The sequence below is a fragment of the Rhodococcus sp. JVH1 genome, assembly GCF_000280725.2.
Lineage (GTDB): Bacteria > Actinomycetota > Actinomycetes > Mycobacteriales > Mycobacteriaceae > Rhodococcus_F > Rhodococcus_F jostii_A.
Map to the genome: position 1 here is coordinate 606,031 of NZ_CP166289.1, position 15,130 is coordinate 621,160.

The window sequence follows — 15,130 nt, forward strand, 5'->3', positions numbered from 1 at the left end:
TCGCCGCAAAAGCCAACGCCGAGCCGGCCATGTCCAGCCGCACCACCCCGAGTGTCACACCGGCCGCTCGGCCGGGCGGCGGATGGTCAGAGCCGCTTACATCCGCGGGAAGCCACTGCGACATCAGCAGATCGTATACGCTCGAGCCCCAACGGGAGCTGAATCCGGCGGCCGTCTGCTTGCCCTGTATCGGAGAACTGCCCCGCGGCACCGAACTCTGGCGGATCCGCCACGGAACCTATGCGGCCAACGCGGTGAATCCGACCGCGCAGTCCACCGTTCCCGGCGGCGCCCGCTTCGACAGCCTCACCGGTGACTACGCCTACACCTACCTCGGGGACCCACCCGAGGCGGCGGTCGCGGAAACCCTGTGCCGGGACGTCGCCGTGACCGGCTGGTGGTGCCGCGCGCCCGAATCTCCGGCCGAGTGCTGAGCGGGCTCACCGTCACCATCGACGTCACCGTGATCGCCCTGCACGGACCGCACCTGTCCGCGGTCGAACAGGACACGCTCACCAAACCCGATCCCTCCGACTACCTGTGCACCCAGACCTGGGCCCGAACCCCTTCGCCGCGGGCCCCTCGGCCAACGGATCGTGTATCGGTGCCGCCCCAACGAGGACCAGTTCGCCTGGATGCTCACCACCGATCCGGCAAACCCACCCATCCGGCTCTCGACGTCGCCGCAGCCTCGGTGAACCTCCAGAGCCCCGCGGGTCTACTTCTCGTCGAACGGATCCTGGCGCACTACAACGCCACCCTCCCCTCCACGGCCTGATCGACTACGCGCACTTCGCCGATTTCGAAGCTCGCAGGGGTGTCCGGCGAACATCACGGTGACGACCGAGGTGGCCCGGCGGTGGGCTGATAAATCCGGGACGTGGACAGCGCCGCGGCACCGTACGCGGTCCACGACTGACTACCGCTCGATCCCGGGCGCTGCGGGTCGGCGCCGGTTCACTTCGATCGCCCGTACCCCGGCAGACAATCTACGGTGCGAAGTACCGGAGTGGCACCGTGATCGACTCGCCCCGCGGTCCAGTCGACGTCCAACTCCTCGTGGACAGTACTGTCCGAAGTTCTCGCACCCCCAGATCACACAATTCTTCGAAGGTATGTACCGGCAGACCACCTGTCCGCCGTGAATCCACGATCTCGGATTGGTCGTCGACGAATCCCGACAACCACGACCCGACGGCCCGACAATGACCGGCCTTGACCTCGACCGCCGCCCGATGATCACCACGAGCCCGGCACAGCAACGCCCGACCCGGTGGAAATCCGTACTCGCCGAGCCACAGCCGGGTCTGCCCCGCGTACGGGATGGGCCGGGTCGTCGAATACACCGGCACAAACCCGAGACCGGCCACCGCCTCCACCACATCCCGGCCCGGCTCAATGACCGCCGCCTGCCCGACATGCTCGAAGAACCTCTGCCACGCCCGCCGGCGGCTCGCACCCGAGTCACCGAAGGCCAAGAGGTGAGCGAATGCCGACAGGTCCGCCACACCGCCGTCGATGTCGAACATCGCCACCCGCTCGCTAACATCCTCGATGTCGCCGGCAATCTTCCCATCAACAACCACTCATCGACCACGACGCGCCGCGGCACCCCGGCCACCGAAACCACTGGCAAAGGAATCAGAGATGAAGACGTACGACCTCCCCAACACCACCCTGCAAGCCTCGAGCATCATCCTTGGTTTCATGCGGGTCGAGGCGCTCGACGATGAGCAGATTCACACCCTCGTCGCGACCGCGCGCGATGCAGGCGTGACGGTATTCGATCACGCCGACATATACGGCAGCGAGTTACACGCCTGCGAGCGGCGATTCGGTGAGACAGTGTCGTTCTCGTCGTCCGAACGCGAGCAAGTGATTATTCAGAGCAAGGTCGGAATCCGTGCCGGCTTCTTCGACTTCTCTACGGAGCACATCCTGCATGAGGTTGATAAGTCGCTCGCCGCCCTACGCACGGACTACCTCGATCTGCTCCTGCTGCACCGACCAGACACGCTCGTGGAACCGGCGGAGGTCGCCGCAGCCTTCGACGCACTGCATTCGGCGGGCAAAGTACGGAACTTCGGCGTCTCCAACCACACACCGGGCCAGATCGAACTCCTGAAAACCGCAGTCACCCAGCCACTTGTCGTTAACCAGGTGCAGCTGAGCGTCACCCACGCGCCACTCATCGCCACAGGGCTCGCCGTGAACATGGGCGGACTCGATCAGTCCGTTGTCCGAGACAACGGTCTGCTTGACTACGCCCGTATCAACGGCATCACCTTGCAGGCATGGTCCCCTTTCCAGAAAGGATTCTCCGATGGAGTCTTCCTCGGAGACCGCGAGAACTACGCAGGACTGAACAACGTGCTCGACGAACTCGCAACAGAGTATGGAGTCACACCGACCGGCATCGCCACCGCCTGGATTACCCGGCACCCGGCCAACATTCAGGTGGTACTCGGAACGACCAACCCGTCCCGCGTGGCCGAAGCCGCCGCCGGCTCGAACATCGAACTCAACCGCGAACAGTGGTATCGGATCTACCGCGCGGCCGGCCATACCCTTCCCTGAACCCCGACCGGCCCGAGCAGGAGGAAGCACTGCAGGGAGGTCGCGCACTCGACGATGGCCCCGGTACTGCATGTGTGCACCTCGCTCACCATCCTCGTCGCCCGTTCCCGCAACTCGTCCGAGTACATCTTCGGTGCAACCACGACTTTCATCGTTTTCGTGTGATGAAGCCTCCGCCAGAGTCGGGGCGCAACAGTGCCGTCTTTGGACAGATGGGACGCGTGCTGGGCTGACCCGCCATCACATCTGCGACGACCGCCACACGCTTCGGTTCATTCAGATCCGGCCCGACGAGAGGGATCGAGCCAAGCGGCGTCTCCGCTCCGCACGACCGGGTGCTGGTCAGGCCCGGGATCGCAGGCTTCCATTCACGGTGGCCCAATGTGAGTGCCGACTCCGCGCGTTCAATCCCTGAGGGGCGCGTCCGCGATGACGTCTAGGAGATGGTCGACGGGTGGCGCCGTCGAGGGTTGGTCAGTGAGCCACGCGAGCGCTCCGATCAGCGCATAGAGATCGCTGCCATCGAGGTCGGTCCGCGCGACGCCGGCGGACTGAGCTCGGCGGAAAGTTTCGTGGTCACGATGGTGATGCTGGTTCTGCACGCGGTTGCCACTGCTCATGCTGCTCTTCAGGGCGCTCTCCCGGCCCGAATCCGGTCACCGAACCATCGTGACCGCTACGAACAGTCACTGACACCGCATCGCACCACGGCTGAGAACGGGCACTGGACCTACCTGGGGCAGACACCCCACCCCGCCCGAGGCTACAGGTATACCGCTGTCGTCGCCGCGGCGCGGCTGGTGGGACACGATCGACACCGCACGGTGACTGACGCGGAAGCCGCTACGCCACCGCCGTGGCACCACCAGCTTCACCGAATTCGCGTCTACGACAGCTCCGGTGTGTAAGTAGACTGACATCGTGAAGGCGCCCATTGCCGACCTCGCGGACTTCGCCGCACTAGGACCGTTCTTTCGGATCATCGAACAGGGACTGGACGGACTGGTCGAGCCCGGTCACTTCTTCGACCTCCTCGCAGAAGACATCACCGTCGACTACGTGATAACCGTCCCTGCGTACCCGCGGCACATCGAGGGCCGCTCCGCAGTCGCCGAGCTATACCGCCCCTACGGCACCACCTTCGTTCTCGACCGCTGCTTCGATCTGACCGTCCACCACGACACCACCACCGGAGTCGTGGTGCTCGAGTACGCCTCCGAAGGCCACGCGGTCGGCACCGGACATCGATACGCCAACCGATACATCTCCGTACTCACGCTCCACGAAGGCGAAATCACACACTGGCGGGACTACCTCGACCCATCGCCATCTTCGATGCCCTCGGCTGGCCACCACACTGACCTCCCGCCGCCCGGGCACCCTCAGACACCACCCCACCGAGCACCACCCCACCCACCTCACAACACCCAGACTGGAAGATGCCACCCTGGTACATGCCATCACCCCAGGTCACAACGCCATCACCCCCCCCAAGACCGACATCGCGTTGCCGTACTACCCATAACCACCTACGCACCGGCACAGGACCCCGAATGAACACTAGGGACTTCAGCTGCAGCGGTTCGCGTCATGCGGCGACGCCCGGGGAGAAAGTCCGTGGTGTTCGAGAGATTCTCCGACCAAGCCCGCCAAGTGGTCGTCCTCGCCGCCGACGCCGCCCGCACAGCCAGCCTGCGCCTCGAAACCTCCGATCCACTGACCGCATCAAGCCGAAACGCAGCAGCTTCTGCCGGTGAACAAATCCAAGCAGCATCGAGCGATCGAGAGAAGGAACCCTGATGTCACTCAACTCCGCGAGCCGTGTCGTCGTCCTCGGCGGCACCAGCGGCATCGGACTCGCAGTCGCCCAAGCGGCCTCGGAAGCCGGGGCGGCTGTTGTCGTCGCTTCACGCAACCCCAACTCGGTCACAGCCGCACTGACGAAGTTGCCCGACAACGCGGTCGGGCTCGCTGTGGATGCATCGTCGACCGACTCCTTGCGCACCTTCTTCGACGAGATCGGCACGTTCGACCACCTCGCTTACACCGCAGCAGACACCCTCACCAACACACCGCTCGAGGACTACACACCACAGAAAGCCCACACCTTCTTCACCGTGCGCAGTAGGGCGCCGCAGGTGAAGCGGTGTATGGATCCGTTTCATGTTATTCAGTGGATGACGCGGGCTCTGGACCGACTGCGGTCGCGTGTGTTGTCGCGGCTGTGGGGATTCACCGACCGGGATCGACGGCACCTGCGGTGGGCATTGTTGAAGAACGTCGAGAATCTCAACCCCGCGCAGATATCAGTCCGAGCAAAGATCCTCAAGAACAGAAACAGCGAACTGTGTCGAGGCTATGTCATGAAAGAACAACTGCAACATGTCTATTCCGGATCGAAGAAGAGAGCCTCGGCACGACTGCGAGCATTCGAGGCGATCCACTTCGCAGCATCAGCACTGATGTGTGTCAGACGAGCTGTGCGTTCTTCACCCAACTCGTCGAAGAATCGATTCAAGGTGCTCTCGTTGTGCCCTTCGGCTGCCCATACGAGTCGGCCTGTGTCATGATCGACCACCACGGTGAGGTATCGGTGACCTTTCCGGTAGGCAATTTCGTCGATCCCCAAGCGCCGCAATCCCTGGAGCCGATCAGTACGCCCGACAGCATCGCCGACGACACGGGTGACGATCCTGGTCACAGATCGCCACGCCACTCGGGCATACTCGCACACCGACGTAGCCGGACTGTGTGCGGCCAACCACGCCACGTTGTCGTCGAACGCCCTGGTCATGTTCGCAGCCGGCCGTGCCCACGGCACCATCTCGGTCACCACGCCGTGGTCGGGGCATCGAATCCTCGATACCGAAGCTCGTACGAAGCACCGCATGCCGCCCATATCCAGGTGACGCCACTGTCGAGGTCGATTCGGGCGATCGTATCCAGGGCAGCGCTGTTCACAATGCGGGCAGCGGGACCGCACCGACGCGTGTGGCTCGAGGGTCACCACGATCGCGGGCCCTCGTTCGTCATCCGTGAATGCGACATCGATTATCCGGGCCCTGTCGATTCCCAGCAGTTTCTGCAGTATTCTGGCAGCGCGCAACGCCTTCTCCCTTAGGTCTTGTCTTCGCAAACCAAAACCTATGTGAGGGAGGGCGTTGCGTCTATCAGGCTCGCGGAGATCACCCATCAAAGGGTCAGAAGAGCCTCAGGTTTTCGATGAGCTCGGCAGTCTCGAACCGATTGCCGTGGGATCCGAATTGATTCCCGCCGTGCACTTGTGTGGTGTGGCTGAACGCACGCCGGAGCCTGTCGGCGGCGTTCGTGGTGGGGTTGGTTCAGGGTGGTGGTGACGACGAACCGGTATCGGACGTCGGAGTATGAGCGATGCCGATAGCACGCACGACTCCACTCACTACATCGTGGCTTCCACCGGGTGGGGGCCCCGGGTACCATTTCAACAAAGTCATTCAGCTGTCGGCGGCCACCGATATTCGAGTTTGATGGAAGGGCAAGCGCGTGACTGTGTGCCTCGTCCATGGCAACCCCGAGACCGCCGCCGTCTGGAACAGATTGGCTCCGCTCCTCGATCGGGGACCCGTCGTACGTCTGTCCCCACCGGGTTTCGGTGCCCGGGTGCCCCCGCGGTTTACGGCGACGGTGGAGGAGTACCGCCGTTGGCTGGTCACCGAGTTGGAGCGCTTCGGGCGGCCGGTCCACCTGGTGGGTCACGACTGGGGTGGTGCCCACGTGGTAAACGTCGCTATGACACGGCCAGAACTGGTGCGCAGTTGGGTGTGCGACGTCATCGGCCTCTTCGACCAGGATTTCCGGTGGCCCGATCGGGTGCAGGTGTGGGCGACCCCGGGAGCCGGCGAGGAGGCGGTAGCGGCGATGATCGACCCGCCGGTCACCGAACGTGCTGCGGCACTGGCGAATAAGGGAATGCACCAAGACGTTGCCTTACCTGTCGCGGAGGGGCAGAACGCCGCCATGGGCGAGTGCATCCTTCGCCTGTACCGCGACGCCGCCCAGCCGACCATGGCCGAGCTAGGCCGCAATCTCGAGCGAGCCGCCACGCGGCCAGGCCTGTCAATCATCGCGACCGAAGACTCCTACGCCAGCGACGAGCAGCGTCGCCGCGCAAGCGCGCGCGCTGGTGCTGAGATCACAGAGCTCGACGGACTCGGCCACTGGTGGTTCACGCAAGACCCACAACTGGGTGCCGCGACGATCAATGACTTCTGGGCAGGAGTGGGACGAGAGACCCGTATCTGGTAGCAACGCCGTGTTCGTCGGCGAAGCGATGGCAGCCGTTATCCCAAGGTTGTCATCGAGGGTTCGCGCACTCATCGGCCAAGCGCCCTCATCGTCGGTGGCCTCGCCGTGCTGTCACGGTTGTCGAACCCCCACCGGGCCACCCCTCGATCTCGACCTCGTCGACCAACTTCACGGCGACCTCCCCCAGCTTGCGGTCCTTCGGACCACCGACGGCGCGGAGCCGGTCGAGCCTGCGGCCGTCCTGCGACCCACCTCGGCCATCAGGCTCGAGTGGATCGACGACCCCGCCTACAACACCGCCGCCGCCCGTCAACCGCACCTCTTCGACATCTTCGACGAGATCGAGAAATGGCTTGCTGACAAGACCAAATACCAGGCGGTCGACGTGCTGCGCACCTTCGAGGTGCCCTGCGCGCCCGTGCTCAGCATGCAGGAAATCGCCGACGACCCTGCACTGCGCGAGAGCGGCGCCGTCGTCGAGGTCGAACAGAAGGAACGCGGCAGCTACCTGATCGACGGGAGCCCGGTCAAGTTCTCCGACTTCACCCCCGTGATTACCGGTGCACCGCTGCTCGGCGAACACCACCGGCATCAGGTGTCTTGTCGTCCGTCGTCGGGATGTCCTTCCTCCGCGGTCGAACCGGCGACGCACCGATGACCTTTGACAGGATGCTGCGTCGGCCGGAACCGACCGCACACGGGAGTGTCGGGGAGAGGTCGCCGAACCGCGAGGCTCCTCGAGAGGGGATCATTTCCAGACGCTCTCAGCCTCGCAGGCCCGAGGTCGTGATGGCTAGCGCGTATCTGCACGCACCGGAGCCCGGCGAGGAACTTTTCCCCGCAGCCCACGGGTTTCGACGGCTGCCCAGCGAGGTCAGACGACCTGGTTGGCGCGCATCTCGGCGATGGTGGCCGTGTCGTACCCGAGGTCCGCGAGGATCTCGTCGGTACCTACTCGGGCAGGGTGCACCGGGCCGTCCCGCAGTGGGGCGCGTTCCGAACGCCGGTGGAGAATTCTCCCAGGAGGACTATCACCACCCATCCGCCGGGTGGGGAGCGGCTCGCAGCGTGGCAAAGGTCTTGGCGCAGACGAGGGAGCCGTCTGCCGGCCCACATGCGATCCAGCGGATGAATCACGCGAACGGAGGCTTCGACTGCCCCGGGTACGCATGGCCCGATGACCGCACGGGCCTGCACCTCGAATTCTGCGAGAACGGCATCAAACACGTCACCCGGGATATGACCCGCAAGAAGGTCGAACGTGACTTCTTCGCCAGCCACACCGTGACCGAACTGATGGGATGGACGGATTTTGCGCTCGGAGGACCGGGGCCGGCTGACCGAACCGATGGCCTATGGCGCGATCGCGGACTGCAGTGAGCAGAGCGGCCAGCCATTGACCAAACACCTCATCGTCGAGGTCACCCCGGCTGTCACCGCACCGGCAGCCATTCCCACGGGAACACCGACCGAAGATGACTCCTGATCCGTCTGCTACTTCCACTCCGCCGGACTGGGGCGACACGTCCCAGATCGTCTACCACTTCGCGGTTACTCGTCCGCGAATAATGGGATCGTAACGAGAAGCGATGTCCCGTTTCCGGCGTGACTCGTGATCTCTATCTGGCCGCCGAGGGCTTCTACGCGGTCTCGCAGACCGATGAGTCCGGACCCTTGGGCTGGGTCGGCTCCGCCGATTCCGTCGTCCCGGATCGAGAGCTCGAGGTTCCCACCGGCGGTTCTGACGCGCAGGTCAACTTCGGACGCGCGTGCGTGCTTGGCCGCATTCGTCAGCGACTCTGCCACAACGTAATACGCGGCCACTTCAGTCGACTCCGGCGCTCGCGCATCCAGGCCCAGGTCCACGTCGAGATCGACCGGGACCGCGGAGCGGCGTGCCAGCGACTTGAGCGCCGGGCCGAGTCCACCTTTCGACAGGATCGCCGGATGAATCCCCCGCGAGATCTCTTGCAGGTCAGCCGAAACTCCCACCAGACCCAGCACGATGTCGGAGATCTGCTCCTTGACCCCGACCTGTTCGGACGGCACCGACGCCTCGACTGTGCGGAGCGCAAGCCCCAGCGAGACGAGGCGCTGTTGTGCCCCGTCGTGCAGATCGCGTTCGAGACGGCGCCGTGCCTCGTCGGCGGCCGCGACGATCCGGGCGCGAGACGCGGTGAGTTGGGCGCGGGTCTCGGCGTTTGCGATCGCGGTCGCGACTAGGTCCGCGAAGTCGGCGATGCGCGGCTCGGTGTCGGGTGGCAGGGGCTCGCGTCGCGTGGATCCGGCCGTGGCCGCGCCCCACAGGTGGCCGTCGACGACGATCGGCGCTCCGACCCCTGACCGGACGCCCAGCTTGCGTATGTACGCGGCGGCCAGACCGGCAGCATTGTCGTGGCTGTCCATCCGGGCGGCACGGCCGGTGCGGAACACCATCGCCACAACGTTTCGCCCTCGAGCGGATGGCGTGTGCCGACCGGTGTCTTCTGCACACCGGGCTCGGTGCGCGACGCGAGGAGGGTGGACTCACCGTCGGGTTCGAAGCGGAACAGGGCTGTGTTGAACACACCCAGCACTCGGGCCAGCTCCTCCGTCACCGCCGTGAACACTTCCGACGACGTCGCACCACGCGCGACGAGCGTCGCCACCCGCCGCAACGCCGCTTGTTGGTCGCCGAGCGCGCGGAGCTGGTCGGCACGCGATCGTGCCATCCCGGCCAGGGTGTTGGCCGACAGTGCAACGGCCAGAAACACGGCAATGGCTACCCAGTTTTGGGCGCCGGCCGCAAGAAAGCCCTCGGGCCAGTTGCGGAAGTAGTCGAAGGCGATGGCGCTGGCAACCGAGGTCACCATCGCCAGCCCGAGTCCCCACACCATCGAGACCACCAACACGCCGAGCAGATAGACCACACCGAAAGCCTCGTTGGGGGCGATCTGCTCGAGCAGCATAACGAGAAGTGACTCCGCCGCAATGAAGGACGCTGCAACCGCGAGACCGAGCGCGAGACGCGGGGGCCGGACGCATCAACCACGACAGCACGCGCGTGCGCACGGATGGAGGTCGCACATCGCCATTTCGACATGCAGACGGGGGACCTGACGTGCTCGCTGGCCCACCGCGCACCGGTGACCGTCGTTTCCGCATCATGCCGCAGAGCTCACATCGATCTTTGACGGGCCTCGACGAAGGCCTCGATCTCGATTTCCATCGTAACCCGGCCGGGACACGTTATTGGTCGACCCCTGCGGCGGGCGGCAAGAGCACCGGCGACGGAACATGCGCTGACCTGGCAGCTTCTCAGAGTGTCGTTCCGGCGATCTGACCGACGGCGTAGGTGACGCCCATCGCGACCGCTCCACCGAGCACCACGCGCAACACCGCGCGCGTCTTCCGGGCACCGCCGAGGACGGCGCTGACCGTCCCGGTCAGCGCGAGCGCGACCAACACCGAACAGAACGCCACGGGGACACGGAGGCCGACCGGGGGCAGCAGAATCGCGATCAACGGAATCACCGCACCGAGGGTGAACGCGACCGCCGACGACAGGGCGGCCTGCCAGGGGTTGGGCAGATCGTCGGGGTCGATGCCGAGCTCCACATCGACATGGGCGGCGAAGGCGTCGTGTTCGGTGAGTTCCTCGGCCACCTCCCACGCGGTCTGCGCGCTCAGTCCCTTCGCCGCGTACAACCCCGCCAACTCGTCGAGCTCGTCAGCGGGGGTCTCCTCGAGCTCCCGTCGCTCCTGCTGCAACAGCACCCGCTGCGTGTCGCGTTGCGCACTCACCGAAACATACTCGCCGAGCGCCATCGAGACCGCGCCGGCAACGAGGCCGGCGAATCCAGCGGTGAAGATCGCCGAGGTAGCCGTCGTGGCCGCAGCCACACCCACCACCAGACCCGCGGTGGACACGATCCCGTCATTGGCCCCGCGCACCCCCGCGCGCAGCCAATTCAGGCGGCCCGTCAGGTGGGGGTCGTGTGGCTCCGTCGCAGGATGCGTCGCCTCGCCTCGGAAGTCGGCGTTTTCGGCGGGCGTCACGTCACGCTCCGGCCGTCAGTCCTCGCCTGGCGGCTGAGGTGGTGGTCGCCGGGGGCGGTCACCGCCGAGGAGACATCGTCGTCCCCATGTCCCCCGGCGACAGCATCGTGCCAGCGTGGCAGCAGCGCCTGAGTGAGGGCCAGTTCCACCCCGAGCTGGTGTGCGGCGTAGGAGACGAGTTCGGCGTCCTTGACGGCGAGCCGCAACGGGAAGCCCGGGGTGAAGTCGGCTCCGAGCATCGCCGCGCCCTTGCTCATCGCGTAGTCCGACGCCATCGGACCCCCGGTTACGGCATCCAGGAACCGCTCGGGGGCGATTCCGAGAGCTTCACTGAGCGTGAGGGTTTCGGCCATTCCCTCGACCAGCACCGCCAGCCAGTTGTTGAGAGCGAGTTTGAGCCGGCTGCCGTCACCGGCACGCTCGAGCCACAGAGTCCGCCGGCCGAGGACCTCGAAGATCGGCGCCACCCGAGACCGGACCGGGCGTGCGCCCGCGGCGAGGACGACCAGCTCCCCCGCCACGGCCGGGGCGGTGCTTCCGGAGACCGGGGCGTCGACGAAGACGACGCCGTTCCTGCCCGCGAGGTCCACGAGACGGGTGCAGGATTCGACGCCGACGGTGCTCATCTGGATCCACACCGCATCCGAAGAGAATGTGGGCAACGCGCCCGCAGGGCCGGTCATCACCTCTTCGACGGCGGCGCCGTCGCTGAGCATGGTGATCACCACGTCGGCGCCGTCGGTGGCGGTCGCAGGACTGGACGCGAGATGCGCCCCCGCCGCGGCCAACTCCGCGGCCTTCGCGGTGGTGCGGTTCCACACCCTCACCCGGTAACCAGCGCGGATCAGATTGCGCGCGATCGGGGCACCCATCGTCCCAGTGCCCAACACTGCGACATTTCGCGAAATCTCGCTCATCACATACCCTCCGGGGAGGGCCCGGCGACCGGCGTTGCCGCCGCCATGATCGTGTCGATCTCGGCGAGGTCCCTATCGCTGAGCCACACCTCGGTGGCCCCGAGACTGTCCTGGACATGGTCCGCCTGCCGGGCACCGACGATCGCGACGTGCACGGCCTGGTTCGCCAACGTCCAGGCAATCGCCAGCTGACTGACCGTCATGCGCCGTGCCGCAGCGAACCTCTCCAACGCGGACACCGTCGCCAGATTGCGCCGATAAGTATCGCCGGTGAAAACGCTGCTCGCCCCACGCCAGTCATCAGCGGCGAACGTCGCGTCCGCGGTGAGCGTTCCGGTCAGCAAACCGTGCGCCAACGGCCCGTACACCAACACACCGATGTCGCGGGCACGGCAATAGGGCAGCAACTCCGCCTCGACATCCCGGCGGAACAGGTGGTAGGGCGGCTGCACGGTCTCCACCGGCAGGGTCGCCGCGAACTCCTCCATCTGCGCCGTGTCATAGTTGGACACCCCGACGTGCCCGATCTTGCCCTCGGCGACTAGTTCGGCCAGCGCACCCGCCGTCTCCGCCGCCGGCACCGCCGGGTCGGGCCAATGCACCTGATAGAGGTCGATGTGATCGACCCCCAGCGCCGTCAGGCTGGCATCCACCCCCCGCCGCAACCAGTCGGGGCTCGCGTCGCGGACCAGCCCCGAGTCGGTCCTGCGCAAGCCGCCCTTCGTGGCGATCACGAGCTCGTCACGCTCGGTGCTCAGTTCACGGCGAAGTGCCTTGCCGAGGATCCGCTCGGACGCGCCGAAACCATATGCCTGCGCGGTGTCGAAAAAAGTTGACCCCCAGCTCGCGGGCACGGTGGATCGCCGCGATCGCCGCATCCTCGTCGAACCGGCCCCATTCAGCGCCGAGCTGCCAGGTGCCGAACGCAATACGTGAGACGTGCAGCCCGTTTCGTCCCAATGTCGTGGTCTTCATGTCACTCTCCAAGTTTCGGTGAACATCGTCCCTGCCACGATTGCGCGCCGGCGAGCAGTTGTCGCCACGGCCAGCCCCCAAACAGCCCTTCCTGCTATCGGGAATACGTCTATCGTCAGCGCCTGAAATCTGGTCCCGGCGGGGACTCTGGCGGCGGCGGATCCGATCGGGTGTGGCCGGATGCGTCGGTGCTGCGCTGTGGCCGCACAGAATTCCTGTTAGCCGGGATGTGTACCGGTAGCGCGCTGGGGCACACTGACGTTATGGTTCCGCGAGTTACGCTGTTGCGCTGCTTCATCGTCGATGACAGCCCGAGTTTCCGTGACGCCGCTCGGAATCTCCTCGAACAGGAGGGGATCACCGTCGTCGGCGTGGCGTCGACGAGCGCCGAGGCGCTCCGGGGTGTCGAGGAACTGCGACCGGACGTCACCCTGGTCGACGTCAACCTCGGCGAGGAGAGCGGCTTCACACTCGCCGAGCAGTTTCACCACGTCGGGCGATGTGCATCGTCACCGGTGATCCTGATCTCCACCCTCGACGAACAGGACCTCGCCGACCTGATCGACGCCAGCCCGGTGGTGGGATTCCTGTCCAAGTCCGCTCTGTCGGCCGGCGCCATCTATGACCTGCTCGCGAGCCGAGACGGCGACGACGGCGATCCCGCCGTGCGCGTCAGCGGGCCTCCAGGAAAGTGACCACCGCCAGAACCCGGCGGTGATCGTCACCGGTCCCCGGCAGGCTCAACTTCGTGAGGATGCTGCGCACATGCTTCTCGACGGTCCCCTCCGCGACCCACAAACGGCGGGCGATACCCGCGTTGGAACGTCCCTCCGCCATCAACGCCAACACCTCCCGCTCCCGCACGCTGAGCACGGCCAGCGGATCATCACGACGTTGGACCGAGACCAACTCCTGCACCAGTGCCGGGTCGATCACCGATGCCCCCTTGGCAATTCGCTGCAAGGTGTCGATGAAATCCTCCACGTCGGTGACCCGGCTCTTGAGGAGGTAGCCGATCCCGCGGCCACTGGCCAGTAGTTCCATCGCATTCTCGACGTCGGCGTGCGCCGACAGGACCAGGATGCCGACCTCGGGGAACTCCTCACGGACCAACCGGGCCGCGTCCAGACCCTCGGTGGTATGCGTCGGAGGCATCCGCACGTCGACCACCACCAGGTCAACCGTCGTGGCACGTACCAGATCGAGGAGTTGGACGGCGTCGCCGGCCTGCCCCACGACGTCGAACCCCGAGCGTGTGAGCAGGCTGGCCACGCCTTCGCGGAGCAGAACGTCGTCGTCGGCCAGGATTACCCGCGGCCGAGCCGTCACCGGGCTCTCACCACCTTCCAACCGGGCGGTCTGGTGTCCGCCGTCGGCATGATCCTCGCCGATGTGTGTGGGCACGGCCATGTCGTCGGCGGTCAGTCCGTGGCGGCGTTGGGCTTGTCTGAGCTCGTCCCCGAATTCGGCGGCGGTCCCGGGCCGCTCCATAGGACTGGTCGCCATCGCATGCTCGATGGCGGACCGGACGTCGTCGGGAATGTGTATTCGGTCCAGGTCCGGATGGGGTGTGTCGGTCGCGCGCAGGAATTGGGTCACCACCTGCTCGCCGACGCGACGCTCGAAGGCCGCGTGCCCGGTGACGGCGCAGAAGAGCGTGGCGCCGAGACTGTAGACGTCCGACGCTGGAGTCGGGGCCTGGCCTTCGAGTACCTCGGGGGCGGTGAACGCGGGTGAACCCGTGATGACGCCCGTGGTGGTCTCGAAGCCGCCGGCGATTCGGGCGATGCCGAAGTCGGTGAGCTGCGGATCGCCGTAGTCGGTGAGCAGGATGTTCGCGGGCTTGATGTCGCGGTGCAGCGTGGCGAGGCGGTGCGCCGTTTCGAGGGCGCCGGCCATCTTGACCCCCAGGTGCAAGGTGTCCTGCCAACGCAGTGGGCCCGCTTTGCGGATCAGTGCGGCCAGGGAGTCGTGCGGGTGATATTGCATCACGATGTAGGGCAGACCCGATGTGGTGACGCCGACCTGAAAAACGTTGACGATATTCGGATGTCCGGACAGTTTGCCCATGGCCCGCTGCTCGCGGAGAAATCGTTCGAGGTTGTCCGGGTCGGGCGCACAGGTGAGGACCTTGATGGCCACGGTGCGGTCGAGTGAGCGCTGCCGGCACCCGTAGACGGTTCCGAAGCCGCCCCGCCCGACCTCGTGCGCATCGTCGAACCCGGCCGCGGCCAGTTCCGCCGCGATCGGTGGCGCGGGATCACCCCGAGTGTCCGGTGGATCCAACTCGGCCATCGGCGACCTCAAAGCCCCGTACTCCATGTTCGCAATCGCGCACC

Annotated in this window: 15 protein-coding genes and 3 pseudogenes; 9 read left to right on the plus strand and 9 right to left on the minus strand. The window is 65.8% G+C overall.

All coding sequences use genetic code 11. The features are described from left to right. Nucleotides 1–179 precede the first annotated feature (179 nt). Nucleotides 180–434: an RES domain-containing protein gene (locus JVH1_RS02830; RefSeq protein WP_009479878.1), complete on the plus strand. Its 255-nt coding sequence runs from the start codon at nucleotides 180–182 to the stop codon at nucleotides 432–434. Then, complete coding sequence (locus JVH1_RS02835; RefSeq protein WP_009479877.1) at nucleotides 428–778, plus strand: hypothetical protein; 351 nt, start codon at nucleotides 428–430, stop codon at nucleotides 776–778. Before JVH1_RS02830 ends, JVH1_RS02835 begins: the two co-directional genes overlap by 7 nt. Nucleotides 779–989: 211 nt before the next feature. On the opposite strand, the gene JVH1_RS02840 is transcribed toward JVH1_RS02835, so the two are convergent. After that, nucleotides 990–1,586 carry a hypothetical protein gene (locus tag JVH1_RS02840; protein ID WP_009479876.1) on the minus strand — a complete coding sequence of 199 codons (597 nt, stop codon included), beginning with the start codon at nucleotides 1,584–1,586 and terminating at the stop codon, nucleotides 990–992. A gap of 61 nt (nucleotides 1,587–1,647) precedes the next feature. Here JVH1_RS02840 and JVH1_RS02845 point away from each other — a divergent pair, with 61 nt between their 5' ends. Next, nucleotides 1,648–2,577: an aldo/keto reductase family oxidoreductase gene (locus tag JVH1_RS02845; protein ID WP_009479875.1), complete on the plus strand. Its 930-nt coding sequence runs from the start codon at nucleotides 1,648–1,650 to the stop codon at nucleotides 2,575–2,577. A gap of 404 nt (nucleotides 2,578–2,981) precedes the next feature. Here the strand turns inward: JVH1_RS02845 and JVH1_RS02850 are convergent, their stop codons facing one another. Further along, nucleotides 2,982–3,197, minus strand: a complete 216-nt coding sequence (locus tag JVH1_RS02850; protein WP_192817882.1) for a hypothetical protein — start codon at nucleotides 3,195–3,197, stop codon at nucleotides 2,982–2,984. A 439-nt stretch (nucleotides 3,198–3,636) separates the two neighbouring features. On the opposite strand from JVH1_RS02850, the gene JVH1_RS02855 reads away from it, so the two are divergent. Both JVH1_RS02855 and JVH1_RS02860 read left to right on the plus strand, forming a co-directional pair. Next, nucleotides 3,637–4,134, plus strand: coding sequence for a nuclear transport factor 2 family protein (locus JVH1_RS02855; protein WP_371113084.1), 498 nt, complete (start codon nucleotides 3,637–3,639; stop codon nucleotides 4,132–4,134). Between the two features lie 242 nt (nucleotides 4,135–4,376). After that, nucleotides 4,377–5,147: an SDR family NAD(P)-dependent oxidoreductase gene (locus JVH1_RS02860; protein ID WP_009479870.1), complete on the plus strand. Its 771-nt coding sequence runs from the start codon at nucleotides 4,377–4,379 to the stop codon at nucleotides 5,145–5,147. Here JVH1_RS02860 and JVH1_RS02865 read toward each other — a convergent pair. Beyond that, a pseudogene (locus JVH1_RS02865) lies at nucleotides 5,060–5,770 on the minus strand (helix-turn-helix domain-containing protein); the annotation flags it as partial. The gene JVH1_RS02860 and the pseudogene JVH1_RS02865 sit on opposite strands and share 88 nt — an antisense overlap. A gap of 329 nt (nucleotides 5,771–6,099) precedes the next feature. Here JVH1_RS02865 and JVH1_RS02870 point away from each other — a divergent pair. The 3 genes from JVH1_RS02870 (at nucleotide 6,100) to JVH1_RS02880 (ending at nucleotide 8,241) form a co-directional block, all read left to right on the plus strand. After that, on the plus strand, nucleotides 6,100–6,861 hold the full coding sequence (locus JVH1_RS02870; RefSeq protein WP_043782337.1) for an alpha/beta fold hydrolase: 762 nt from the start codon (nucleotides 6,100–6,102) through the stop codon (nucleotides 6,859–6,861). A 94-nt stretch (nucleotides 6,862–6,955) separates the two neighbouring features. Beyond that, on the plus strand, nucleotides 6,956–7,519 hold the full coding sequence (locus tag JVH1_RS02875) for a CoA transferase (RefSeq protein WP_009479867.1): 564 nt from the start codon (nucleotides 6,956–6,958) through the stop codon (nucleotides 7,517–7,519). A 470-nt stretch (nucleotides 7,520–7,989) separates the two neighbouring features. Next, entirely contained in the window at nucleotides 7,990–8,241 is a 252-nt protein-coding gene (locus JVH1_RS02880) for a hypothetical protein (protein WP_009479865.1), read from the plus strand. A gap of 171 nt (nucleotides 8,242–8,412) precedes the next feature. On the opposite strand, the gene JVH1_RS02885 is transcribed toward JVH1_RS02880, so the two are convergent. The 5 genes and pseudogenes from JVH1_RS02885 to JVH1_RS02905 form a co-directional block, all read right to left on the minus strand. Then, nucleotides 8,413–9,297, minus strand: coding sequence for a GAF domain-containing sensor histidine kinase (locus tag JVH1_RS02885; protein WP_237735307.1), 885 nt, complete (start codon nucleotides 9,295–9,297; stop codon nucleotides 8,413–8,415). 305 nt (nucleotides 9,298–9,602) lie between these two features. Then, nucleotides 9,603–9,809: pseudogene (locus JVH1_RS02890) on the minus strand (DUF4118 domain-containing protein); the annotation flags it as partial. A 349-nt stretch (nucleotides 9,810–10,158) separates the two neighbouring features. Continuing rightward, on the minus strand, nucleotides 10,159–10,899 hold the full coding sequence (locus tag JVH1_RS02895; protein WP_043782334.1) for a VIT family protein: 741 nt from the start codon (nucleotides 10,897–10,899) through the stop codon (nucleotides 10,159–10,161). Beyond that, nucleotides 10,896–11,816, minus strand: coding sequence for an NAD(P)-dependent oxidoreductase (locus tag JVH1_RS02900; RefSeq protein WP_051033807.1), 921 nt, complete (start codon nucleotides 11,814–11,816; stop codon nucleotides 10,896–10,898). The genes JVH1_RS02895 and JVH1_RS02900 overlap by 4 nt, the downstream gene beginning before the upstream one ends. Continuing rightward, nucleotides 11,816–12,791: pseudogene (locus tag JVH1_RS02905) on the minus strand (aldo/keto reductase). Before JVH1_RS02905 ends, JVH1_RS02900 begins: the two are co-directional and overlap by 1 nt. A 263-nt stretch (nucleotides 12,792–13,054) precedes the next feature. Between JVH1_RS02905 and JVH1_RS02910 the strand changes: the two are divergent. After that, on the plus strand, nucleotides 13,055–13,486 hold the full coding sequence (locus JVH1_RS02910; RefSeq protein WP_043782331.1) for a response regulator transcription factor: 432 nt from the start codon (nucleotides 13,055–13,057) through the stop codon (nucleotides 13,484–13,486). On the opposite strand, the gene JVH1_RS02915 is transcribed toward JVH1_RS02910, so the two are convergent. After that, nucleotides 13,464–15,086, minus strand: a complete 1,623-nt coding sequence (locus tag JVH1_RS02915; RefSeq protein WP_009479856.1) for a protein kinase — start codon at nucleotides 15,084–15,086, stop codon at nucleotides 13,464–13,466. The two genes, JVH1_RS02910 and JVH1_RS02915, sit on opposite strands and share 23 nt — an antisense overlap. Nucleotides 15,087–15,130 lie beyond the last annotated feature (44 nt).